Origin of the sequence: Conchiformibius steedae, from assembly GCF_014054725.1 — a bacterium.
Lineage (GTDB): Bacteria > Pseudomonadota > Gammaproteobacteria > Burkholderiales > Neisseriaceae > Conchiformibius > Conchiformibius steedae.
This window is the reverse complement of the sequence record NZ_CP059563.1, coordinates 2,077,030-2,099,460: the sequence shown is the minus strand read 5'-3', so window position 1 is coordinate 2,099,460 and position 22,431 is coordinate 2,077,030. Positions and strand designations below refer to the sequence as shown.

The 22,431-nt window shown below is 49.9% G+C and carries 23 protein-coding genes; 18 read left to right on the top strand and 5 right to left on the bottom strand.

Going from position 1 to position 22,431, the window contains the following annotated elements; genetic code table 11:
* The first annotated feature begins 205 nt into the window (after positions 1–205).
* The 6 genes from rpmH to hpaC all read left to right on the top strand — a co-directional run bounded on the left by rpmH (position 206) and on the right by hpaC (position 4,073).
* The gene (rpmH, locus tag H3L98_RS10790) at positions 206–340 is read left to right on the top strand and encodes a 50S ribosomal protein L34 (protein WP_002214728.1); all 135 of its coding nucleotides are present in this window, start codon (positions 206–208) and stop codon (positions 338–340) included.
* On the top strand, positions 341–697 hold the full coding sequence (gene rnpA, locus H3L98_RS10785) for a ribonuclease P protein component (protein ID WP_027022677.1): 357 nt from the start codon (positions 341–343) through the stop codon (positions 695–697).
* The gene (locus H3L98_RS10780; RefSeq protein ID WP_051532155.1) at positions 694–1,545 is read left to right on the top strand and encodes a YwqG family protein; all 852 of its coding nucleotides are present in this window, start codon (positions 694–696) and stop codon (positions 1,543–1,545) included. The genes rnpA and H3L98_RS10780 overlap by 4 nt, the downstream gene beginning before the upstream one ends.
* Before the next feature lie 18 nt (positions 1,546–1,563).
* Complete coding sequence (gene yidD, locus H3L98_RS10775; RefSeq protein WP_027022675.1) at positions 1,564–1,776, top strand: membrane protein insertion efficiency factor YidD; 213 nt, start codon at positions 1,564–1,566, stop codon at positions 1,774–1,776.
* A gap of 15 nt (positions 1,777–1,791) precedes the next feature.
* Positions 1,792–3,468, top strand: a complete 1,677-nt coding sequence (gene yidC / locus H3L98_RS10770) for a membrane protein insertase YidC (RefSeq protein WP_027022674.1) — start codon at positions 1,792–1,794, stop codon at positions 3,466–3,468.
* Between the two features lie 104 nt (positions 3,469–3,572).
* Positions 3,573–4,073, top strand: coding sequence for a 4-hydroxyphenylacetate 3-monooxygenase, reductase component (hpaC, locus tag H3L98_RS10765; RefSeq protein WP_027022673.1), 501 nt, complete (start codon positions 3,573–3,575; stop codon positions 4,071–4,073).
* Between the two features lie 33 nt (positions 4,074–4,106).
* Here the strand turns inward: hpaC and kdsB are convergent, their stop codons facing one another.
* Positions 4,107–4,838, bottom strand: a complete 732-nt coding sequence (gene kdsB / locus H3L98_RS10760) for a 3-deoxy-manno-octulosonate cytidylyltransferase (RefSeq protein ID WP_027022672.1) — start codon at positions 4,836–4,838, stop codon at positions 4,107–4,109.
* The gene (locus H3L98_RS10755) at positions 4,835–5,017 is read right to left on the bottom strand and encodes a Trm112 family protein (protein ID WP_027022671.1); all 183 of its coding nucleotides are present in this window, start codon (positions 5,015–5,017) and stop codon (positions 4,835–4,837) included. Before H3L98_RS10755 ends, kdsB begins: the two co-directional genes overlap by 4 nt.
* A gap of 176 nt (positions 5,018–5,193) precedes the next feature.
* Between H3L98_RS10755 and H3L98_RS10750 the strand changes: the two genes are divergently transcribed.
* Together H3L98_RS10750 and H3L98_RS10745 are read left to right on the top strand one after the other, a co-directional pair.
* Positions 5,194–5,646 (top strand): hypothetical protein, encoded by a 453-nt coding sequence (locus H3L98_RS10750; protein ID WP_027022670.1) that lies wholly within the window; start codon positions 5,194–5,196, stop codon positions 5,644–5,646.
* Between the two features lie 4 nt (positions 5,647–5,650).
* Positions 5,651–5,899 (top strand): hypothetical protein, encoded by a 249-nt coding sequence (locus H3L98_RS10745; protein ID WP_027022669.1) that lies wholly within the window; start codon positions 5,651–5,653, stop codon positions 5,897–5,899.
* 164 nt (positions 5,900–6,063) lie between these two features.
* Here the strand turns inward: H3L98_RS10745 and lpxK are convergent, their stop codons facing one another.
* Together lpxK and pgeF are read right to left on the bottom strand one after the other, a co-directional pair.
* On the bottom strand, positions 6,064–7,116 hold the full coding sequence (gene lpxK, locus H3L98_RS10740; RefSeq protein WP_051532154.1) for a tetraacyldisaccharide 4'-kinase: 1,053 nt from the start codon (positions 7,114–7,116) through the stop codon (positions 6,064–6,066).
* 7 nt (positions 7,117–7,123) lie between these two features.
* Positions 7,124–7,900 (bottom strand): peptidoglycan editing factor PgeF, encoded by a 777-nt coding sequence (gene pgeF, locus H3L98_RS10735; RefSeq protein ID WP_034333920.1) that lies wholly within the window; start codon positions 7,898–7,900, stop codon positions 7,124–7,126.
* An 86-nt stretch (positions 7,901–7,986) separates the two neighbouring features.
* Between pgeF and H3L98_RS10730 the strand changes: the two genes are divergently transcribed.
* The 6 genes from H3L98_RS10730 (at position 7,987) to H3L98_RS10705 (ending at position 16,757) form a co-directional block, all read left to right on the top strand.
* On the top strand, positions 7,987–8,634 hold the full coding sequence (locus H3L98_RS10730) for a fumarylacetoacetate hydrolase family protein (RefSeq protein ID WP_034333887.1): 648 nt from the start codon (positions 7,987–7,989) through the stop codon (positions 8,632–8,634).
* Positions 8,635–8,656: 22 nt separating this feature from the next.
* Positions 8,657–9,928, top strand: coding sequence for a glutamate-5-semialdehyde dehydrogenase (locus H3L98_RS10725; RefSeq protein ID WP_034333918.1), 1,272 nt, complete (start codon positions 8,657–8,659; stop codon positions 9,926–9,928).
* Positions 9,929–10,012: 84 nt separating this feature from the next.
* Positions 10,013–12,838, top strand: a complete 2,826-nt coding sequence (uvrA, locus tag H3L98_RS10720) for an excinuclease ABC subunit UvrA (RefSeq protein ID WP_034333886.1) — start codon at positions 10,013–10,015, stop codon at positions 12,836–12,838.
* Between the two features lie 12 nt (positions 12,839–12,850).
* Positions 12,851–14,107, top strand: coding sequence for a hypothetical protein (locus tag H3L98_RS10715; RefSeq protein WP_156932350.1), 1,257 nt, complete (start codon positions 12,851–12,853; stop codon positions 14,105–14,107).
* Complete coding sequence (locus tag H3L98_RS10710) at positions 14,104–14,307, top strand: hypothetical protein (RefSeq protein WP_156932349.1); 204 nt, start codon at positions 14,104–14,106, stop codon at positions 14,305–14,307. Before H3L98_RS10715 ends, H3L98_RS10710 begins: the two co-directional genes overlap by 4 nt.
* Before the next feature lie 419 nt (positions 14,308–14,726).
* Positions 14,727–16,757, top strand: coding sequence for a TonB-dependent receptor plug domain-containing protein (locus H3L98_RS10705; RefSeq protein WP_027022663.1), 2,031 nt, complete (start codon positions 14,727–14,729; stop codon positions 16,755–16,757).
* Between the two features lie 60 nt (positions 16,758–16,817).
* Here H3L98_RS10705 and gyrB read toward each other — a convergent pair whose 3' ends face one another.
* Positions 16,818–19,244: a DNA topoisomerase (ATP-hydrolyzing) subunit B gene (gyrB, locus tag H3L98_RS10700; RefSeq protein ID WP_027022662.1), complete on the bottom strand. Its 2,427-nt coding sequence runs from the start codon at positions 19,242–19,244 to the stop codon at positions 16,818–16,820.
* 47 nt (positions 19,245–19,291) lie between these two features.
* Here gyrB and H3L98_RS10695 point away from each other — a divergent pair, with 47 nt between their 5' ends.
* From H3L98_RS10695 to H3L98_RS10680, 4 genes are all read left to right on the top strand, one after another.
* On the top strand, positions 19,292–19,492 hold the full coding sequence (locus H3L98_RS10695) for a hypothetical protein (protein ID WP_182078434.1): 201 nt from the start codon (positions 19,292–19,294) through the stop codon (positions 19,490–19,492).
* A 22-nt stretch (positions 19,493–19,514) separates the two neighbouring features.
* A complete protein-coding gene (locus tag H3L98_RS10690; RefSeq protein ID WP_027022661.1) occupies positions 19,515–20,198 on the top strand; it encodes a hydrolase in 684 nt (227 codons plus the stop codon).
* Between the two features lie 77 nt (positions 20,199–20,275).
* Positions 20,276–20,494, top strand: coding sequence for a DUF1427 family protein (locus tag H3L98_RS10685; protein WP_246327827.1), 219 nt, complete (start codon positions 20,276–20,278; stop codon positions 20,492–20,494).
* Positions 20,495–20,505: 11 nt separating this feature from the next.
* Entirely contained in the window at positions 20,506–22,395 is a 1,890-nt protein-coding gene (locus tag H3L98_RS10680; protein ID WP_027022660.1) for an amidohydrolase, read from the top strand.
* Positions 22,396–22,431 lie beyond the last annotated feature (36 nt).

Genomic DNA, 22,431 nt, shown 5'->3' with positions numbered 1-22,431 from the left:
CACAGCCATTGCGCTTACGCACAGCCTGTGGATAAGTTTTGCGCCGACTGATTCACAGGCTCGGACTGCGGCAGCCATGCTTTTAAAATCAGTAAAATCCGATTTTGCCACCGCAAAACAAAACCGTTTTGCCATTGACAAACCGCAGCAAAATCGGGTTTAATGCGCCGTTTTGTTTTAACATATTATTTTTAGGATTGACACCATGAAACGCACTTACCAACCTTCTGTTACCAAACGCAAACGCACCCACGGCTTTTTGGTACGTTCCAAAACCCGTGGCGGTCGCGCCGTATTGGCTGCGCGCCGTGCCAAAGGTCGCAAACGCTTGGCGGTGTAATTGGACGGCCGCTTCGGCAAGGCGTACCGCCTGTTAAAAACGGAAGATTTTTCTTCCGTTTTTGCATTGCGCCGCCGCCGTTCGCGGCATTTTGTGCAAGTTTACCGTGCCGACAACGGCTTGGGGCATCCGCGTTTAGGCTTGGTGGTGGCGAAAAAAACCGCCAAACGCGCTAACCGCCGCAACTACATGAAACGCAGCGTGCGCGAGTGGTTTCGCCTGCACAAACACGCGCTGCCATCGCAGGATTTTATTGTGCGCGTGTGCGTGGCTTTCAGGCGCGAACACGCTGCGCAAGTGCATACCCAATTGGGCGAACTGATGCTGCCTGATGGCAGTAAGGAAAATAAATCATGATTGATCCCGAAGTATTGGAAGCTTTAGACGATGATTTGCTTGAGCCGTATAAAGAAACCATTTTGGCAAGCGCGAAACCTGCTGTTTCCATTGCATTAACTCGCCAAGATAAAGGCTTAACCCTGTGGCAAAGCAAGGTAGGCGGCGACCCCTATTTGCCTAAAGGCGCAGATTACCCGTGCCATCCCAACGGACACGCGCTGACCTTATTGGCACAAATCAATTTTGCCGAAGTACCGAAACTGCCTGATTTTCCTGAAAAAGGGATATTGCAGTTTTTTATTGATGGTACGGATGTCTCTTATGGTATGAATTGGGATAACCGACGTGAGCAAACAGGTTTTCGCGTGGTATATTGCGCTGATGTGTCAGAAAATATTGATGATTTGGTAACGGATTTTTCGCCTTATGCGGTAGAAAATCATGAATATGGTTTGCCGTTTGTCGGGCAATACAGCATGGCGTTTCAGTTGGGCGAACAAGTAATTACGGCTGCTGATTTTCGTTTCCATCAATTATTGGGTTTTCCCGAATACCATTCGCCAGAATGGGAGAACTTAAGCGATGAAGAAGAGGAAGAAATTGATAACGTAATCGAATATTATTTTGATAATATGGGTGGGGAGGGACACCGTTTGGGCGGATACCCGCATTTTACGCAAGACGACCCACGCCAACGTAATGAAAAAATTCAAGATTATATTTTATTATTTCAAATAGATACAGATTGTGAAGAGGGTAAGGAAATGATGTGGGGCGATGCTGGCGTTGCCAATTTCTTTATCCACCCCGATGATTTGAAAAATTTAGACTTTTCCAAAGTGCTTTATACTTGGGATTGTTGCTGATTGCCTGTTGCCCCTGCCATGTTGAAAATGGTGTTGATTGCGCTGATTCGTTTTTATCAAACGGCTGTCAGCCCGATGTTGCCGCCGCGCTGCCGTTTTGTGCCGACTTGTTCGCAATATGCTTTAGAAGCGGTACGCAAACACGGCGCGGTAAAAGGCGCGGTTCTCGCCGCCAAACGCATTGCCCGTTGCCATCCTTGGGGTGGCAGCGGCTGCGACCCTGTTCCCTAAATGTAGGAAAAAATAATGGATTTTAAACGAATGATGATTGTGATGTCGCTTTCCATGCTGATTTTAATCGGCTGGGAAGCGATGTTTCCCACGCCTAAGCCGCAGCAGCAGGCTGCGCCTGCGGCGCAACAGGTACAGGCAAAAGCGGCAGAACAGCAGGCTTTGACCACCACGTCGCCCATTACGGTAAAAACCGATACCGTAGAAGCGGTAATTGACGAAAAAAGCGGCGATTTGCACCGTTTGACTTTATTGAAATACAACGCGGCGACCGATGAAAGCAAGCCTTTTGTGCTGCTGGATTCGGTAAAAGACAATACTTATGTGGCGCAATCCGAGCTTTTGGATGCCAATGGCAATAATGTGTTGAAAGATGTGTCGTTCCGTGCGGCGCAAAAACAATACACTTTGAACGGCGAAACTTTGGAAGTGCGTTTAACTGCGCCCGAAACCAAAGGTTTGAGCATTAACAAGGTTTATACATTCCATAAAAACAGCTATTTGGTGGATGTGCGCTTTGATGTGCGCAACGGCAGCGGCGAAGCGGTGAAACTCACGCCGTCTTACCGTATGGTGCGCGACAACCGTCCGCCTGAAGGGCAGGGCTGGTTTATGCACAGCTACACGGGTCCTGCGCTGTACACGCCCGAAGGCGAGTTTCAGAAAGTGGCGTTTGATGATTTGGACGATGATTTCCAAACGGGCAAAGACACTGCCGAATACCAGCGCAAAACCAACGGCGGCTATATCGGCATGATTCAGCATTATTTTGTGTCGGCATGGCTGATGCAGCCGAATAATGGCGAAAACCTGTGCGCGGCGGGTTGTCAGATGGACGTAAAACGCCGTGCCGATAATCTGTACAGCGCGGGCGTGAATGTTGCCGCTGCCGATGTGGGCGCGGGTGCAAGCAAAAGTTTTGTGGCGCGTTTGTATGCAGGTCCACAGGTTACGTCTTTGCTGGAACAGGCTGCCGAACATTTGGTTTTGGCAAAAGACTATGGGCGTGTGTATATTTTTGCTTCACCGCTGTTTGCGATTTTGAAATTCTTTTACGGTTTGGTGGGCAACTGGGGTTGGGCGATTGTGCTGCTGACGATTTTGGTAAAAATCGTGTTGTTCCCGCTGAACGACAAAGCGTATAAGTCTATGGCGAAAATGCGTACCGTTGCGCCGAAAATGGAAGCTTTACGCAAAAAATACCCCAATCCCGAAGACCGCATGGCGATGCAGCAGGCAATGATGCAGCTGTACCGCGATGAAAAAATCAATCCTTTGGGCGGTTGTTTGCCCATGCTGTTGCAAATGCCGATTTTTATTGGATTGTATTGGATGATTTTCTTGAGTGTGGAATTGCGTCAAGCACCGTGGATGCTGTGGGTGCATGATTTGAGCCGTCCTGATTCGTGGTATATTCTGCCTGCGCTGATGATGGCGACCATGTGGTTCCAAACCACGCTGAACCCGCCACCGTCCGACCCGATGCAGGCGCAAATGATGAAGATTATGCCCCTGATTTTCGGGGTAATGTTCTTCTTCTTCCCATCTGGTTTGGTGTTGTATTATGTGGTGAACAATTTGCTGACCATCGCCCAGCAGTGGTATATCAACCGTAAATTTGAGTTGGAAACCGCCAATGGCGTGGTGTTGGACAAAGAACCTGCCAAAAATACTCAATCCAAGAAAAAATAAACGCTGCCCGTTCCCGCCAAGGTGGGAACGGGTGTTTTCCGAGACTGTTTGGGCTGTCTGAAACCTGTGTTCAGGCAGCTTTTTTGACACACAGGTGCGCCATTATGAATGCCCTTTCCCCCGTGCAACAACAATTCCGCAATGCCATGGCATTTTGTGCGGCTGGTGTACATGTGATTACCACAGACGGTGCGGCGGGGCGTTACGGCATTACCATGACCGCGCTGGCTGCGGTTACCGACAGTCCGCCCACGCTGATGCTATGTGTAAACCGCAGCACGCGCATTTATCCGATTTTGCGGGAAAACGGTTTGTTGTGTGTGAATGTGTTGTCGGCGGCGCAGCGCGATGTGGCGGAACATTTTGCGGGTTTAACCGCGCTGACACCTGAAGAGCGTTTTGAGCAGCATATTTGGCAGCGCGGACACAGCGGACAATTGCAGGTAGATGGGGCGTTGGCGCATTTGCACGGGCGCATTACCGCGCAGCAGGAAATCGGTACGCACGGGGTGTTTTTTGCGGAAATAGACGAAATCCGCGTACACGGTAGCGCAGGCGATGCGGCGTTGCTGTATTTTTCCCGCGAATTTAAATCTTTAAGTTAAAAACACGCGCCCAATTGGGCGCGTATTATTCCATTATGGTTGAAAAACGGCGCGTACGCGTGCCAAATCTTCGGCAGTATCTACGCCTGCGGGTGGGGCGTGTTCTACTTGGGTAAGGGCGATGGCGCGTCCGTGCCACAAAACCCGTAATTGTTCCAATTTTTCAATATGTTCCAGCGGAGACTCGGGTAGGGAAACGTATTCGCGCAAAAAAGCGGCGCGGTAGGCGTAAATCCCGATATGGCGCAAAGGCGCGGCAGTGGCGTGGTCACGCGGATAGGGAATCGGCGCACGGCTGAAATATAACGCCTGCCCGTGTGCGTTGCTAACCACTTTTACCGCATTGGGGTTGGCAAATTCTTCGGCATCGTGAATGGGACAGGCAGCCGTTGCCATTGGTGCTGTGCTGTGGGCGAGGGTGTCGGCAACTTGTTGAATCAGTGCGGGCGGAATCAGTGGTTCATCGCCTTGTACATTCACCACAATTTCATCGTCTGCCCAGCCCAGCAGGGTAACAGCTTCTGCTAAACGTGCTGTGCCGCTGTCGTGGTTGGCAGCGGTTAAAACGCAATCAATACCGTGCGCCGCGCAAGCCGCTTGAATACGCGGGTGGTCGGTTGCCACCCACACTTGCGCGGCTGCGCTTTGTTGTGCCTGCTGTGCCACGCGCACCACCATCGGCACACCGCCAATATCGGCAAGGGCTTTTTCGGGCAGACGTGATGAATCCAAACGCGCAGGAATCAGCACCTTAAACACGGTCATGATTTCACTTCCAAATCCGATAATTCCCGCGCTTCGCCCACCAGCATCACGGGAATGCCATCGCGAATGGGAAAGGCAAGGCGCGCGCTTTTGCTCCACAATTCCTGACGGTCGGCGTGGTATTCAAGCGCTTGTTTGCTAACGGGGCAGACCAGCAGGTGTAAAAAATCGGGTGTCATGGTAAACCTTTCTTATGTTGCCAAATAAACAGATACGGTGGCGATTATCCCATATTTGCCGTTTTCGGGCAGCTGCCGCAATGGTGGACAAGGCAAATGATAAAATTTAAAATACTGAGTTTTTAACAGATTCATGCCTGTATGCGCCCGCGCTATCAGGCAATGCGGGGGAAAATATGGACGAAACCGAACACGCAGCGAAAAAAAGCATCAAAGCCAAAGTGTGGGCGGCGGGCAGTGCCGTGCTAACAGCCATTGTCGGCATTGTGATTGCCAGCACCACCAATATTTTAACGGGTGTAGGCAAAGAAAAATTAAGCGAGTTGTTGAACAGCAGCCCCGCTGTGCAAAGCATCAATGGGCAATCGGGCGACTCTCAAACACTTGCTAAACAATTGCTGACACAAAATGTAGATGAAGCCCAAATCCGCCAATTAGACCAAGCTTATGAAGTGTGTCAGGACAAAATCAACCGTTCTGATATTGATTTGGATGACCCGATTGCCAAATATGAAGAAACGGTACGCTGTTTGGCAGTGGATGAAGGGCAGGGCAAAATTTTGACTATTCTGGCAGGGCAGCAGCCCGAGTTAGAAAATGTGTTGCGTAAATTAAAACCACAGGAGTAATCAGATGTTTGTTAAAAAAATGGCGATGTTGGCAGTGGCGGGATTATTGGCGGGTTGTGGCGTAACAGGTGGCGACAGCAACCCTGCGCCACAGGTAAGCGGTAAACCGTCTTGTCAAAGCTATCAGCAACAAGTGGCGCAATGTCACAGCCACAACAGCCGTTATACGGGTTTGGACTATCAACGCAAAGTGGCGGCGTGTTTGCAAGGGCGCGGTTTTCATCAGCGCAAGGCTTATTATTGCGGAAAATAAGTTTTTTGAGCAATCATCGTTGATGAAAATGGCAAGGATACTGTGTTGCACGCTCTGATGTATTGTGCGTACACAGCGGGCATTGTTGCCTTATCTCATTTTTATTTTTATCAACTAGAGGATAGGGGTCAGGTTTTTGCCTGACCCCCATTTTCCTTTTAAGATTAGGTATCTGTGTGGTGAACGATATGAATGGCATTGCCGCAGATAGACAGTTTATTTAAAACAAAATCTGCTAAATCGGGGCTAATCTCGGCACGGACGGGCAGTACCCAAATATTGTCGGGGCTGTTGGCGGGTAGTTTGACGGCATCTTTTTCGGTAATAAAAACATAATCGGCTTGGGGCAGGATGGCGGGATTGAGTGCGCTGTGGTCGGCTTGAATATGGGTTTGACGAATCGGAAAGCCCATTTGTTGCAGGGTGTGGAAAAACCGTTCGGGGCGGGCAATGGCGCAGGCAGCGGCGCAGCTGGCGTTGGACGGTAAGGTGTGGGCTTGCGCGGTGTCGGCGGGGTGGCGGAAACGGTAGGGCGCAGCGGGGCGCAGCCGGCTATGAAACACGGCGGCGGGCAGGGGGAAGGCAGCGGCGGTGTGATCGGATTCGGCTTGAGAAAAGATTACCGCATCCACACTGTGCAAACGGGAAAGCGGTTCGCGCAATGCACCATTGGGCAGTAAATCGGGACGGCGGTGGGCATCGGCAGCGGGAAACACGACTATTTCCACATCGCGATGCAGGGCGTAATGCTGTAAGCCATCATCACTGATGATGATTTGAATATTGGGGTGTTGGGCGAGTAGGGCGCGTGCCGCATCGGCACGGCGGGCAGCCACGGCAACAGGTGCACGGGTTTGACGGTAGAGCAGCAGCGGTTCATCGCCCGCATCGGCGGCGGTGCTATCGGGGGTAAGTACATGGGTGTCGCGCCTGCTGCGCCCGTAACCACGGCTGACAATGCCAATCATGATGCCGCGTTGTTGCAGGATAAGGGCAAGCGCAGCAGTAATCGGCGTTTTGCCTGTTCCGCCTGCGTGCAGATTGCCCACCACCACCACAGGCACGGGCAAACGTTCACTTTTTAGCCAAGCCTTACGGTACAGCGTGCGCCGCAGCCATGCGATTGCGCCAAATAAACGCGCCACAGGGTAGAGCATCAGACTGAGTAGGGGCTGGGGCTGTTGCCAGTGGAGGGCGAGTGGGTGTTCGGTTTTCATTTTTTAATCAGTTTTCCAACCATATCGCGCTGACCATCCGTCCTGTTTGACGGTCGCGGCGGTAGGAATAAAAACGCTCACGTTCTAAAACGGTGCAATGCTGTCCGCCACTGATTTGAGTAACGCCTTCACGTTGCAGCACCAGCCGTGCGAGGGCGTAAATATCCGCCAAATATTTGCCTTGCGCAATGGGCTGAAACGCGCTTTGGGCTTTGATGTCGTCCGTGCAAAAGGCATCATATACATCTTGACCCACTTCAAAGGCTTCCGCGCCGATGGCAGGACCCAACCATGCCATAATTTCTACAGCAGGCACGTTCATGGCAGTAAGGGTGTTTTGCAATACCCCACCTGCCAAGCCGCGCCAACCCGCATGCGCCGCTGCCACCACCGTCCCTGCACGGTCGCAAAACAAAACAGGCAGGCAATCCGCCGTCATCACCGCACAAGCCGCTGTGCCGTCGTGGTTTACCGAAGCATCGGCGGATAAAGGTTCGTTTAAGCTGTCGGCAGCGGCAACCACCGCATTGCCATGCACTTGGTTTAAATAGGCAAGGGGAACGGGGATTTGCGCCTGTACGATGGCGCGGTTGCGGGTAACGTGTTCGGCTTGGTCGCCGACATGGGTGGCGATATTTAATCCCGCATACGCGCCCTGACTCACGCCCCCTGCGCGGGTGCTAATCAAGGTGCGTACCCGTGCGGGTGCTTGCCAGTCGGCGCGTAAAAAAACATCGTTGCCTGCGGGCAGGTTTAAAGCGTGGGTTAGGTTTTTATCAAGCATGGTGTGTCCTGTGTTTGACATTCGCCAATGGCGCGGGTAAATTGGGGCAATACGGGGTTTATTGTATAGAAAAAGAAAGGAAAAGTATGTATTTGCTTTTGGAAGAACAGGCGGTACGCGCCAACACTTTGTTTTGTATCGGGCGCAATTATGCCGAACACGCCGCCGAATTGGGCAACGCCGTTCCCGCCGAGCCAATGGTCTTTTTAAAGCCCAACAGCAGCTTGGCGTTTCACAACGATACAGTACGCTTGCCCGCCTACAGCCAAGACGTGCATTATGAAACCGAATTGCTGCTGCTGATTGGCGAAGATGCTGACGAATTGTCGCCCGAAAATGCCCTAAATGTGGTGGCAGGATATGGCGTGGGTTTGGATTTAACGGCGCGGGACATACAAAGCCAAGCCAAACAAGCGGGTACGCCGTGGTTAAAAGCCAAAGGGTTTAAAGGCGCAGCGTGTGTGTCGCCGTTTGTGTCGGCGCAACGTGCGGGAAATGTGGACGACCTGTATTTTTCCATGCGTTTGAACGGCGAAGAAAAACAGCGCGGTTATGCGGGCGATATGGTGTTTTCGCCCGTGCGCTTGTTGTGCGAATTGGCGCAAAACTATGGTTTACACCGTGGCGATGTGGTGTTTACGGGTACACCTGTGGGCGTTGGCGCGTTAAAAAGCGGCGATGTGGCAGAACTGGATTTAGGTGGTTTGGTGCAGGCGCGTTTTGAGTTTGTCTGAAAAAGCATTGGAAAGTATTTTCATGAATACGTCTTTAAATCAAGAAATTGTAAACAGCGTCCGTGCGGCTGCCCAAGCGGCGAAACAGGCTTTTTTCCAATTGGCGCAAGCCTCCAGCGAACAGAAAAATCGCGCCTTGCTGGTGTTGGCAGAACGCATTGACGCACATCGTGCCGAGATTATCGCTGTCAACGGCGAAGATTTGGCGGCGGCGCGTGCCAAAGGTTTGGATGCAGCTTTGACCGACCGTTTGCGTTTGGATAACAAGGGCATAGATGCGATTGGCGAAAGCCTGCGCCAAATCGCTGCCTTGCCCGACCCCGTTGGCGAGATGGACGGTTTTATCATTCGCCCCAATGGTTTGCAAATCGGCAAAATGCGTGTGCCTTTGGGCGTGATTGGCATGATTTACGAATCGCGCCCGAATGTTACCGTTGATGCGGCGGCGTTGTGCCTGAAATCGGGCAATGCCTGTATTTTGCGCGGCGGCAGCGAAGCCTTTCACAGCAACCGCGCCTTGGCGCAACACATAGGCGCAGCCCTGCGCGAAGCGCAATTGCCCGAACAAGCCGTTCATTTGATTGCCAATACCAGCCGCGACAGCGTGGGCGCAATGTTGGCAGCCGAAGGTTTGATTGACGTGATTATCCCGCGTGGTGGAAAAAATTTGGTGGCGCGGGTGGCGGCAGAAGCGCGTGTCCCCGTGATTAAGCATTTGGACGGCATCTGCCATGTGTATATTGACGAATACGCCGATGCCGACAAAGCTGTTGCCATTGCTTTTAATGCCAAAACTTCCCGCTATGGCACATGTAACACCATGGAAACGCTGCTGATTCACCGCAGCCGTGCCGCCGAACTGTTGCCCGTGCTGGCGCAGCAATACCACGATAAAGGCGTGGAATTGCGCGGCTGTGCCGATGCCTGCGCTGTTGTTCCCAATATGAATACGGCTACAGAAAGCGATTGGGACACCGAATACCTAGCCCCGATTTTGTCTGTCAAAATTGTGGATTCGTTTGATGAAGCGGTGGCGCACATCAACCGCCACGGCAGCCATCATACCGACAGCATCGTCACCGAAAACTACAGCCTTGCCCGCCGTTTTTTACGCGCGGTGGACAGTGCCAGCGTAATGGTCAATGCTTCTACTCGTTTTGCCGATGGTTTTGAATACGGCTTGGGTGCGGAAATCGGCATTTCTACCGATAAAATCCATGTGCGTGGACCTGTTGGCTTGCATGGGCTGACTTCCGAAAAATGGGTGGTATTGGGCGACGGGCAAATCCGTTAAACCTAAAGACATGCTCTATGCAAACCGCGCGACAAGCAGGCGAAAACTGCTACAATGCGCGGTTTTCTTTTATCCGCCATCATCATGAGCCACAACGACACCATCCGCATTCGCGGCGCACGCACCCACAATCTGAAAAACATTGATTTGGACATTCCCCGCCACAAGCTGGTGGTGGTAACGGGTTTGTCGGGCAGCGGCAAATCCAGTTTGGCGTTTGACACCCTGTATGCCGAAGGGCAACGCCGCTATGTGGAAAGCCTGTCTGCCTATGCCCGCCAGTTTTTGCAGATGATGGACAAACCCGATGTGGATTTGATTGAAGGCTTGTCGCCCGCCATTTCCATTGAGCAAAAATCCACCAGCCACAATCCGCGTTCTACCGTTGGCACAGTTACCGAAATTCATGATTATTTAAGATTATTGTATGCGCGTGTGGGTACGCCGCATTGCCCCGAACACGGCAAACCCTTGGCAGGACAAACCGTTTCGCAAATGGTGGACCATGTATTAAGCCTGCCTGAAAACAGCCGCGTGATGATTCTTGCCCCTGCCGTGCGCGGGCGCAAAGGCGAATTTGTGGATTTGTTTGCCGATTTGCAGGCGCAGGGTTTTGTGCGCGTGCGCGTGGATGGCGAAGTGTATGCCATTGAAGATGTACCCAAATTAGAAAAAAACATCAAACACGATATTGACGTGGTGATTGACCGTGTAAAAGTTAAATCCGATATTAAACAACGCCTTGCTGAAAGTTTTGAAACCGCGCTGCGTCACGGCGGCGAGCGTGCCGTAGCGGTGGAAATGGATACGGGCGCAGAACATTGGTTTTCCGCCCAATTTGCCTGCCCCGTGTGTGCCTACAGCCTGCCCGAATTAGAACCGCGCCTGTTTTCCTTTAATAATCCTGCGGGTGCATGTCCCACTTGCGACGGCTTGGGCAGCATGAATTTTTTTGACCCCGAACGCGTTGCCGCCCACCCCGAATTGTCGCTGGCAGCAGGCGCGATTGATGGCTGGGATAAACGCAACCAATTCTATTTTCAAATGATTCAATCGCTGGCGAAACATTACGGTTTTTCTACTGACACCCCGTTTGCCGAACTGCCCGCCAAAGTCCGCAAAATCATTTTGCACGGTTCGGGAAAAGAAGTGATTGAATTCCAATACCTTTCCGAAAAAGGCACAACTTTTGTCCGCAGCCACGCTTTTGAAGGCATTATTCCCAATCTGGAACGCCGTTACCGCGAAACCGACAGCGAAACCGTACGCGACAAACTGCGCGATTACCAAAGCCACCGCGCCTGTCCGCAATGTGCAGGCGCACGTTTACGCAAAGAAGCGCGTCATGTGCTGGTGGGCGAGATGGCATTGCATGATTTGTCTGCCATGCCTTTGAGTAAAGCCCTTGATTTTTTTGAAAAGCTGCAATTAGATGGCAATAAAGGTCAAATCGCCGAAAAAATCCTCAAAGAAATCACTGAGCGTTTGGGCTTTCTGATCAATGTCGGTTTGGATTATCTGAATTTAAGCCGCAGCGCGGAAACCCTGTCGGGGGGTGAAGCGCAGCGCATCCGTTTGGCCAGCCAAATCGGTTCGGGGCTGACGGGCGTGATGTATGTGTTGGACGAGCCGTCTATCGGTTTGCACCAGCGCGACAACGACCGTTTGTTGGCAACCTTAAAACGCCTGCGCGATTTGGGCAACAGCGTGATTGTGGTGGAACACGATGAAGACGCGATTCGTCAGGCAGATTTTGTGGTGGACATGGGCATTGGCGCGGGCGAACACGGCGGCAGCGTGATGGTGGCGGGTACGCCCGAACAAGTCGCCCAATCCGAACAATCGGTTACGGGGCAATATTTAAGCGGGCGCAAACAAATCGGGCTGCCTGAACAACGCACACCCATCAATCCCGAACGTGTGCTGGTGTTAAGCGGCGCACGCGGCAATAATTTGAAAAATGTTACGTTAACCCTGCCTTTGGGCTTGATTACCTGCGTAACAGGCGTTTCAGGCAGCGGCAAATCCACCCTGATTAACGACACCCTTGCCAAAATCACCGCCCGCGAGCTTAACCGCGCCCACGAAGAACCCGCGCCCTATGATGATATTCAAGGTTTGGAACATTTGGATAAAGTCATCAATGTGGACCAATCCCCCATCGGGCGCACGCCGCGTTCCAATCCCGCCACTTATACGGGCTTGTTTACCCCGATTCGTGAACTGTTTGCAGGCGTGCCTTTATCGCGCGAACGCGGTTACAGCGTGGGACGTTTTTCCTTTAATGTCAAAGGCGGACGCTGCGAAACCTGCCAAGGCGACGGCGTGATTAAAGTGGAAATGCACTTTTTGCCTGATGTGTATGTACCGTGCGAATCGTGCGCGGGCAAACGCTACAACCGCGAAACGCTGGAAGTGCAATACAAAGGTAAAAATATTAGCGAAGTCTTAAATTTAACCGTAGAAGAAGCGCGGGAATTTTTTGATGCCGTTCCCACCGTTGCCCGCAAACTGCAAACACTGATGGATGTGGGCTTGGGCTATATCCGACTGGGGCAGTCTGCTACCACCTTATCAGGCGGCGAAGCCCAGCGCGTGAAGCTGGCATTGGAATTATCCAAACGCGATACGGGGCGCACGCTGTATATTTTGGACGAACCGACCACAGGTTTACACTTTGCCGACATCGCCTTACTATTGGACGTTATTCAACGGCTAAAAGGCAAGGGCAACAGCATTGTGATTATTGAACATAATTTAGATGTGATTAAAACCGCCGATTGGATTGTGGATATGGGACCTGAAGGCGGCGAGGGTGGTGGGGAAATTATTGCTGAAGGTACGCCTGAATTTGTTATGAAAAATAAAAAGAGTTATACTGGAAAATATCTAACTTACCAATTAGAATAAATGGAGAAAAATATGTCACAATTTAGCACTCAATTTCCTGTATCTAAGAAAATGTCTCGGGAGGCGTTTATTAATGAGTTTGTTAATTGGCGTAGTTCAAGTAGAAACTCAAGAATTGAGGAAAGTTTTTATTCTGAAAATCAAAATATCTTTATAGAAAAAAATAATCACGCTTCATTTGATATAAATGAAAAGGAACAAATACTTTATACGTCAGTACAAACAGAGAAATATTCAGCTGTATATATTCAATATATTGAAAAGGAGAAAAACATATCATTTATAACGGATATTTCTTTAGTGGATGAAGAAGGTTCCAATTACAATTGGCTTAGTTTTCAAATCCGTAATTCTGCACATACAGCAGGAACTAGATTGCCACCTATTAATAAACCTAAATTTATTAACCAAGTAATAGAAAATAATTTTGGTGGAGAGTTGTTTTTACAGGTTCAAAATAAGCCTCATTATTTAACTGAAAGTGATATACAATTAGCTGCTGATTTAATTTCTGGCAAGTTAAATTGTTATATACCTATTGTATATATTAGTTTGGATTCTAATAATAGATATACTTTATTATCTAATGATGAGCTTGATAAATTAGCCCAAGAGTTAGCTGGAATGGCTCATGTGGTTATTGAACCTAGTCGGGAATTCTCATTACAATTATCTGAGTTAACTAATAATAAAAGTGTTTTCAATGGATATATTGGTATTTATTGGGCAGAGGGGAATGGTAGGAACATAGTTTTTAGTTATCGTGACTGTAATTGTGAAAGAATTAGAGATACAATAGTTACTTCTGTTAGCCAACGTCGTTTACTAGAGATTTGCACAGGTAATTCAATTAATAATCAATATGCCATTTGGCAGCGCAATGACAAGGAGACTGCAGATGAATTATTGGGGGTTGCTAGTGATGAAACAGAACGAGCAATAAACAAACAAAAGAAATTAGAGCAGGATTTGGATTTTGCACAACAAAAGTTAAATGATGCAGAGCGTGAAATTGAACGGCTTAAGGAAGAGTTGAAAATAAGTAACAAATCACATATTTCCAATAATCAAAATGCAGTAATCTTACATTGTGAGGAGGTTGATTTATACTCAAATGAAATTCATGATTTAATTATTAGTATTTTAGAGGGTACGAAAAATATGAATGAAGGTATGGATAGACGTATGCATGTATTAAATTCAATTTTGAAATTGAACCCAAGTAGAGGTTCTGGAAAAAAGTTAAAAAAAAAATTAAACAAATTTTGACATCTTACAAAAAATTAGAAAGTAAGACTAGAGCTGCTCTTGAAGAAATTGGCTTTTCTATACAGGGAGATGGTAATCATTGGAAGTGTACATTTAAAGGTGATGGTAGATATGTTTTAATTCTTCCCAAGTCAGGAAGTGATTTTCGTGGCGGGAAAAATTCTGCTTCTGATTTTAATAAAATTTTAGGATTGAAATAAATAATATAGATTGGGTTAAAAACCCAACCAATCCCTTAAACAATAAATCCATAAAACAAAAAACCACTTTTCCCAAAGTGGTTTTTTATATTCAGCTAATCAAGCTGCGTGCAGTGGTTCGGGCGATACCACTATCCCATCTTCATCGCTATACACATCATGCTCCGCAATAAATTCTCTACCCCGCCAAATAATGTGGAAGTATCTATTTATTTTATTATTTTTTGTGTACTAATCAATCATTAAAACTGCCAGCCTAGCCCTGTGGGTAAAACCATCTTTTGGCTTATCGCGCGAAAGGTTAAATTACTGGACAAAACCGTCAAACTCGGTAAAATTCGCGTCTGATAACCATTCTTATTTGTTTTTTGTTATCGTTTTTATTTAAATAATATTCGCATGAATAATAAGGATTTTGTATGTTTACACACATCAAATTGTTCCGTTTGAGTGCTTTGGCACTGGCATTAGGCGCAGGTGCATTGGCGCATGCCGAAGAAAAAGGCAAAGAACTGCCCGCCGTTACCGCCACAGGTAAACGCGCCATCACCAATAACTGGAAAACCAATTCCGAGCGCAATATCAGCAGCGTGCGCGATTTGCTGGCCGACCGCGTGGACATTAACGCAGGCGGCGGCGGTGCATCGGCGCAATTTCTGTCCATTCGCGGCACGGGGCAAAACCGCATTGATATGGTGGTGGATGGCACCACCACAGGCACACAGCTTTGGTATCACCAAGGGCGTTTTCAGCTTGACCCCGAAATGGTGCGCGTGATTGGCGTGGACAAAGGCGCAGGTTCTGCCAGCGCGGGCATCGGTGCAACCAGCGGTGCGATTCGTTCACAAACGGTTGATGCCAAGGATTTGTTGTTAGACGGTAAGCCTTTTGGTGCGCGTGTTTCCACACAATTTAACAGCAACAAAGGCATCGGCGGCAGCGCGGCGGTGTACGGCAATATCAACGGCTTTGATGCTTTATTGTTGGGTAGTTGGCGCGACAACAAAAATTACAAAGCAGGCAAAGGCTATCAAAATGGCGACACCACAGGCAAATACGCCGCCAATGTGGTACGCAACAGTGCACGCAAACAAGGCAACTACTTAGCCAAATTTGGTTATACTCTGAACCCTGACCACAAATTCGGCTTGAGCTACCGCCGCGAACATTATTTCGGCAACAGTTGGGAACGTCCTGAATTTGCCACTTACGGCGACGACACAGGCGATATTGACAACATCCAGCAAACCGTAAACGCCAGTTATGCGGGCAAAAACTTGGGTTTTGTGAAGCAGCTGGATGCCAATGTGTTTTACATTAAAGGCGAAGACGAGCGCGAAAACTGGCAGCGCAAACGCGAAAACGGCAAACAAATTACCTACAATGCAGGAGGCGGACGCAAATCCGAAACCGATACTTGGGGCAGCAATGTTAATGTAAACAGCCTGTTGTTTGGCAAGCACACCTTAAAATACGGCGTAAACTGGCGTAAAGAAGAAACCGCTTCCCGCGCAGGCGATTGGCAGGTGGACGGCGAACGCAAAAACGAAGTGGGCGTGTATGCCGAAGGTATTTGGGCGTTAGACCCTGTCACTTTAACCACAGGTTTGCGCTACGACCATTTTGATTTGCGTACCTTGGGCAATCAAATTCCCGAAAAAGCAGGCGTAACCAAAGTCCGCAAAGGTTCGGTAAATCCCAGCGTGGGCGTGATTTGGGACGTAACGCCTGATTTGTCCTTAAACGCCAAATTAAATTACGCCAGCCGCAGCCCTGCTCTGGCATCAGCCGCTACCCTTACCGACAACCGCGGTAAAGGCAAAGCACGCGGTTGGCGCAATGTAGATGGTGGTTTGAAAGCCGAACAAGCACGTTTGGCACAAATCGGCTTTAATTGGCAACACGCAGGCGCATCGGTAGATGGCAATATCTATCATCAGCACACGAAAAACTTTTATTCCACTTTAAATGACGGTTTGATTCACAACCGCGGCACGGTAAAAACCACGGGTTACGAATTAAACGGCACTTATAATTGGAAAGGTTTGACGGCGCGCGCGGGCGTATCCTATGCCAATCCGAAAGCCAATTTTGATTTGAGTAACGACCCCTTGGATTTGGTACCGCAAGGTCGTCAATGGCTGACGGCTTTGTCTTACCGCTGGGACAAACCCAATCTGGAAGTGGGTTGGCGCGGACGTTATGTACAAAGTAAAACCTACCATGCGTTTGATAGTCAATCACGAAAATTAGAACAACAACACCGTTCTGGCTACGGCGTACACGATATTTATGCCAACTGGAAGCCTTTGGGCGAAGCCATGAATGTGAATGTGGCGGTAAACAATGTGGATAACAAGCTGTATAAAAGCCATAGCCAGCGCGTAACAAACGGCACACCGCCCAATCCAGGGCGTGAAGTGAGCTTGGGTGTGAACTACCGTTTTTAATGCTTTGATTGGCAGATAAAAAACAAGCTGTTTGAATGGATTTCAAACAGCTTGTTTGTTTTAAACATCAATATTCTGTGCGACCAAAGCATTGCTTTCAATAAAGGCGCGGCGCGGTTCAACCTCATCGCCCATCAGGGTAACAAACACTTCATCGGCGGCAATGGCATCTTCAATGCGTACTTTCAGCAAACGGCGCACATTCGGGTTCATAGTCGTTTCCCAAAGTTGTTCGGGATTCATCTCGCCCAAGCCTTTATAGCGTTGAATGCTCATGCCTTTTTGGGCATCGGCGAGCAGATTGTCCAGCGCGGTTTCAAAGCCTTGTGCGGCGAAAGTTTCGCTGGGTTTGTGAACGGTTAGGGGCGCTTCCAGCCAATCTTTAAGCAGTTCGGCGGTGCGGCTGATGGTTTGATAAGCCTTACTGTCCAAAAATTTGCCGTCCAAATAGCTGATGCCGACATTGCCGTGCAGTTGACGCGTGATTTTGATTAACTGGCTGCCGTCTTTGCCTTCCACGCGTTCCAGCGCAACAGCTTGTTCGCGCAGTTTTTCCGATAATAATTCAACGGCTTTATCGGCATCGGCGGCGCTGTTCAGGCTGATGGTCGGACACGCCAGCAGGGTGTGTAGCACCAAGCCGTCAATTACGCGGCTTTCTTGGGTAATGGTGTGGCGTGCCTGCAAAAATTGTTTGGCTAATTTCAGCAGTTCTGCGCCTGCCAACTTGCGGCTGCCTGAAATAATTTGTGCGCCATCTACTGCCAAACCAAGCAAAAATTCGTCTTTTTCCTGTTCGTCTTTCAGGTAGCGTTCGGTTTTGCCGTGCTTGGCTTTGTACAGCGGCGGTTGGGCGATATAAACATAACCGCGCTCAATCAATTCAGGCATTTGGCGGTAGAAAAAGGTCAGCAGCAGGGTGCGGATGTGTGCGCCGTCCACGTCGGCATCGGTCATAATAATGATGCGGTGGTAGCGTAATTTTTCTAAATTGATGGCGGGCGCATCGGCTTCGCTTTTGCCAAAACTGATGCCCAAGGCGGCAAACAGGGCAGAAATTTCCTGATTATCCAGAACTTTATCAAAACGGGCGCGTTCTACGTTTAAGATTTTGCCTTTTAAGGGCAAAATGGCTTGGAATTTGCGGTCGCGCCCTTGCTTGGCAGAGCCGCCTGCCGAGTCGCCTTCTACCAGATAAAGCTCGGATAAAGCAGGGTCTTTTTCTTGGCAATCCGCCAATTTACCTGGAAGATTCAGCCCTTCAAACACGTTTTTGCGCTGGATGTTTTCACGGGCTTTACGCGCGGCTTCGCGGGCAGTGGCCGCCAAAACGATTTTATCGGTAATGGTTTTGGCGATTTTGGGATTTTCTTCAAAAAAGTCTTTTAAACCTTGCGCCAACACTTCACTAACCACGGGGGCGATTTCGGCGGAAACCAGTTTGTCTTTGGTTTGAGACGAGAATTTGGGGTCAGGCAGCTTGACCGACAAAATGCAGGTTAAACCTTCGCGCATGTCTTCGCCGCCAATATCCAGCTTGTTGCCGTTTTTACCTTTTTTATTCAGGTCGTTGTCGTTGATGTATTGGTTGATGGTGCGCGTCATCACTTGGCGCAAGGCGGTTAAATGCGTGCCGCCATCGCGTTGCGGGATATTATTGGTAAAGCATTGTACGGATTCTTGATAACTGTCGTTCCATTGCATGGCGCATTCTACGGTCATGCCGTCTTTTTCGCCGATGGCGTGGAACACTTTGTCGTGCAGGGGATTTTTCTTGCGGTTCATGTATTGGACAAAACCCGCCACGCCGCCGCCCAAGGCAAAGTTTTCGTGTTTGCCATCGCGCTTGTCGGTCAATTCAATATTGACACCGTTGTTTAGAAACGATAATTCGCGGATGCGTTTGGCAAGGATATCAAAATGGTATTCCACATTGCCAAAGGTGTCTTCGCTGGCAAGAAAACGCACGCGCGTACCGTGTTGGTTGTCGGCAGCATCGCCAACGGTTTTCAGCGGGGCAAGGGCTTCGCCGCGTTGAAATTCAACAAAATGTTCTTTGCCTTCGCGCCAAATGGTCAGTTGCAGCCAGTCGGACAGGGCATTGACCACCGACACGCCCACACCGTGCAAACCGCCAGAAATTTTGTAGCTGTTGCTGTCAAACTTACCGCCCGCGTGCAATACGGTCATAATCACTTCGGCGGCGGAACGCCCTTCTTTGGGGTGAATGCCTGTGGGAATGCCGCGCCCGTTGTCCTGCACGGTAATGGAATTGTCGGCATTGATGCTGACGCTGATGGTGTCGCAATGCCCCGCCAGGGCTTCGTCAATGGCATTGTCCAGCACTTCAAACACCATGTGGTGTAGGCCGGAGCCGTCTTGGGTGTCGCCGATATACATGCCGGGGCGTTTACGCACGGCTTCCAAGCCTTCCAGCACTTGAATACTGTCGGCATCGTAGGAAACGGGGGTTTGGTCGCTTGTCATAATATTCTGTATCAAAAGTAAAAAGGGCGTTTCAGGCAGGCTGAAAAATGGGGCAATTATACCGCAAAGCGGCAGGCTTTTCAGGAGTTTGTGGCGTGTTGCCCGATGGGGCGGCGCGGCTGCCTGAAACAGACCAAACAGATGGCGGTATAAAAAATGTGCCTACTTGTGTGCCAAAACCGAATCCGTATAATCCGTATTGCCCAAGCACGGGCAGCACGGTAAACTGTCCGTCCGTGCCTTTTTAACCATAAATACAAGGAAATAAATATGTCAAACAAATATTTGGAATTGCTCACTCCGCAAAACAGCCAGTTGATTTTTATTGACCAACAGCCGCAAATGGCATTTGGCGTGCAGTCTATTGACCGTCAAACCCTGAAAAACAACGTGGTTGGGTTGGCAAAAGCCGCCAAAGTGTTCAATATCCCCACCATTATTACCACTGTGGAAACCGAGAGTTTTTCCGGTCATACCTATCCCGAACTGCTGGCAGTGTTCCCCGAAAATAAAATCTTGGAACGCACTTCCATGAACTCTTGGGACGACCAAAACGTGCGTGATGCCTTGGCAGCCAACCAACGTAAAAAAGTAATTGTTTCAGGTTTGTGGACCGAAGTGTGCAACTTGGGCTTTGCCCTGAGCGCGGCTTTGGAAGGCGGCTATGAAATTTACATGGTGGCAGACGCATCTGGCGGTACTTCTGTAGAAGCCCACAAATACGCCATGGACCGCATGGTTCAGGCAGGCATCATTCCTGTAACTTGGCAACAAGTTCTGCTGGAATGGCAACGCGACTGGGCGCGTAAAGAAACTTACGATGCGGTTATCGGCATTGTACAAGAGCATTCAGGTGCTTACGGCATGGGTGTGGACTACGCCTACACGCTGGTGCACAAAGCCCCCGAGCGCGTACAACATGGCGAGCGCATCGGTCCGAACCCTGCCAAATAATTTTGCCCTAACCATGGGTTAGCATAACAATAGGCGTGATTTTTTCAAAAAATCATGCCTTTATTTATTAGGAAATCATGATGAAGATGTATTTGTTCTCGTTTGGCGCGGGCATTTTGGTGGGCGTGGTGTATTACCTGCTCAATGTGCGTTCGCCTGCGCCGCCCGTGGTTGCCCTACTGGGGCTGCTGGGTATGCTGATGGGCGAACAAGCCATTCCCTTGGCAAAAAAATACATGGGCGAACCGCCTGCCGCCGTCAGCCAAGCACCCGAGCAATCAGACGATAAAAAGTAAAGGATTTAAACATGAATACGCCGATTGAAACCATTTTTTACAATGGCAATATCACCACTTTAGACAAAGGTAAACCGCAGGCGCAAGCCGTGGCGGTGGCAAACGGTCGCTTTGTTGCCGTGGGCAGCGACAGCGAAATCCTGCCGATGGCAGACGGTCAAACCCGTTTGGTGGATTTAAAAGGGCGCAGCGTGCTGCCTGGATTGTTTGACAACCACACCCACATTATCCGTGGCGGCTTAAACTACAATATGGAATTGCGTTGGGACGGCGTGCGTTCGCTGGCAGACGCGATGGCGATGTTGAAAGCGCAAGTGGACATCACGCCTGCGCCGCAATGGGTGCGCGTGGTGGGTGGTTTTACCGAACATCAGTTCGTAGAAAAACGCTTGCCCACTTTGGACGAAATCAACGCCATTGCGCCCAATACGCCCGTGTTTATCCTGCATTTGTACGACCGCGCCTTGTTGAACGCGGCTGCCTTACGCGCCGTGGGCTACACCAAAGACACACCGCAGCCCCCCGGTGGCGAAATCACCCGCGATGCCAACGGCAATCCCACAGGTTTGCTGCTGGCAAAACCCAATGCCGCGATTTTGTATTCCACTTTGGCAAAAGGTCCGAAACTGCCTTTGGATTACCAAATCAATTCTACCCGCCATTTTATGCGCGAACTCAACCGTTTGGGCGTAACGGGCGTGATTGACGCGGGTGGCGGTTTCCAAAATTATCCCGATGATTATGAAGTGATTCGCAAGCTGGCGGAAGACAATCAATTAACCGTGCGTATTGCCTACAATCTGTTTACGCAAAAGCCGAAAGAAGAAAAAGAAGACTTCTTAAAATGGACGGCTTCGGTCACTTATAAACAGGGCGACGATTATTTCCGTCACAACGGCGCAGGCGAAATGCTGGTGTTTTCTGCGGCGGACTTTGAAGATTTCCGTCAACCGCGCCCCGAAATGCCGCCCGAAATGGAAGGCGATTTGGAAGAAGTGGTGCGGATTTTGGCGCAAAACAAATGGCCTTGGCGTTTGCATGCCACTTATGACGAAACCATCAGCCGCGCTTTAGACGTGTTTGAAAAAGTGAACCGTGATATTCCCTTGCAAGGGATTAACTGGTTTTTTGACCATGCAGAAACGGTGTCGCAAAAATCCATTGACCGTATTGCCGAGTTGGGCGGCGGCATTGCCGTTCAGCACCGTATGGCGTATCAGGGCGAGTATTTTGCCGAACGTTACGGCACGGCAGCCGCTGCCAACACGCCGCCTGTGAAACGGATTTTGGAAAGCGGTGTCAAGGTATCGGCAGGCACGGATGCCACCCGTGTGGCTTCCTATAATCCGTGGGTGTCGCTGTCGTGGCTGATTAGCGGCAAAACCGTGGGCGGCATGAAGCTGTATCCGCAAGCCAATCTGCTTGACCGCGAAACCGCGTTGCGGATGTGGACGGAAAATGTAGCGTGGTTCTCGAATGAAGTCGGCACGCGCGGACGCATTGAAGCAGGACATTTGGCGGACATGATTGTGCCGAGCAAAGACTTTTTCAGTGTGCCCGAAGATGAAATTCCGTTTTTAACTTCCGATTTGACGGTGGTCGGCGGACGGGTGGTGTACGGTGCAGGCAACTTTGCCGATTTGGACACGCCGCCGCCGCCTGCCATGCCCGATTGGTCGCCCGTGCATAAATACCGTGGTTACGCCGCGTGGGGCGACCCCGAAGGCGCAGGCAAAAATTCGCTTGAACCGTTGCGCCGTCAAGCGGTGGCATCGTGCGGTTGTGCCAGCGCCTGCGGTTTGCACGGACACGACCATGCGCGTGCGTGGGCTTCCAGCGCGCCCGTATCGGATTTGCAAGGCTTTTTCGGGGCATTGGGCTGTTCGTGCTGGGCAGTTTGATGTGGGATTAAGTTGATTTTCAGGCAGCCTGAAGCC

Excerpts from the sequence above, each read along its gene's own strand:
- rpmH (WP_002214728.1), top strand. The coding sequence starts at position 206 with ATGAAACGCACTTACCAACCTTCTGTTACCAAACGCAAACGCACCCAC.
- H3L98_RS10715 (WP_156932350.1), top strand. The coding sequence starts at position 12,851 with ATGTCACAATTTAGCACTCAATTTCCTGTATCTAAGAAAATGTCTCGG.
- H3L98_RS10695 (WP_182078434.1), top strand. The coding sequence starts at position 19,292 with ATGGGGCAATTATACCGCAAAGCGGCAGGCTTTTCAGGAGTTTGTGGC.
- H3L98_RS10690 (WP_027022661.1), top strand. The coding sequence starts at position 19,515 with ATGTCAAACAAATATTTGGAATTGCTCACTCCGCAAAACAGCCAGTTG.
- H3L98_RS10725 (WP_034333918.1), top strand. The coding sequence starts at position 8,657 with ATGAATACGTCTTTAAATCAAGAAATTGTAAACAGCGTCCGTGCGGCT.
- H3L98_RS10705 (WP_027022663.1), top strand. The coding sequence starts at position 14,727 with ATGTTTACACACATCAAATTGTTCCGTTTGAGTGCTTTGGCACTGGCA.
- H3L98_RS10685 (WP_246327827.1), top strand. The coding sequence starts at position 20,276 with ATGATGAAGATGTATTTGTTCTCGTTTGGCGCGGGCATTTTGGTGGGC.
- H3L98_RS10750 (WP_027022670.1), top strand. The coding sequence starts at position 5,194 with ATGGACGAAACCGAACACGCAGCGAAAAAAAGCATCAAAGCCAAAGTG.
- uvrA (WP_034333886.1), top strand. The coding sequence starts at position 10,013 with ATGAGCCACAACGACACCATCCGCATTCGCGGCGCACGCACCCACAAT.
- pgeF (WP_034333920.1), bottom strand. The coding sequence starts at position 7,900 with ATGCTTGATAAAAACCTAACCCACGCTTTAAACCTGCCCGCAGGCAAC.
- kdsB (WP_027022672.1), bottom strand. The coding sequence starts at position 4,838 with ATGACCGTGTTTAAGGTGCTGATTCCTGCGCGTTTGGATTCATCACGT.
- lpxK (WP_051532154.1), bottom strand. The coding sequence starts at position 7,116 with ATGAAAACCGAACACCCACTCGCCCTCCACTGGCAACAGCCCCAGCCC.
- H3L98_RS10755 (WP_027022671.1), bottom strand. The coding sequence starts at position 5,017 with ATGACACCCGATTTTTTACACCTGCTGGTCTGCCCCGTTAGCAAACAA.
- H3L98_RS10730 (WP_034333887.1), top strand. The coding sequence starts at position 7,987 with ATGTATTTGCTTTTGGAAGAACAGGCGGTACGCGCCAACACTTTGTTT.
- gyrB (WP_027022662.1), bottom strand. The coding sequence starts at position 19,244 with ATGACAAGCGACCAAACCCCCGTTTCCTACGATGCCGACAGTATTCAA.
- yidC (WP_027022674.1), top strand. The coding sequence starts at position 1,792 with ATGGATTTTAAACGAATGATGATTGTGATGTCGCTTTCCATGCTGATT.
- yidD (WP_027022675.1), top strand. The coding sequence starts at position 1,564 with ATGTTGAAAATGGTGTTGATTGCGCTGATTCGTTTTTATCAAACGGCT.
- H3L98_RS10680 (WP_027022660.1), top strand. The coding sequence starts at position 20,506 with ATGAATACGCCGATTGAAACCATTTTTTACAATGGCAATATCACCACT.
- hpaC (WP_027022673.1), top strand. The coding sequence starts at position 3,573 with ATGAATGCCCTTTCCCCCGTGCAACAACAATTCCGCAATGCCATGGCA.
- H3L98_RS10745 (WP_027022669.1), top strand. The coding sequence starts at position 5,651 with ATGTTTGTTAAAAAAATGGCGATGTTGGCAGTGGCGGGATTATTGGCG.
- H3L98_RS10780 (WP_051532155.1), top strand. The coding sequence starts at position 694 with ATGATTGATCCCGAAGTATTGGAAGCTTTAGACGATGATTTGCTTGAG.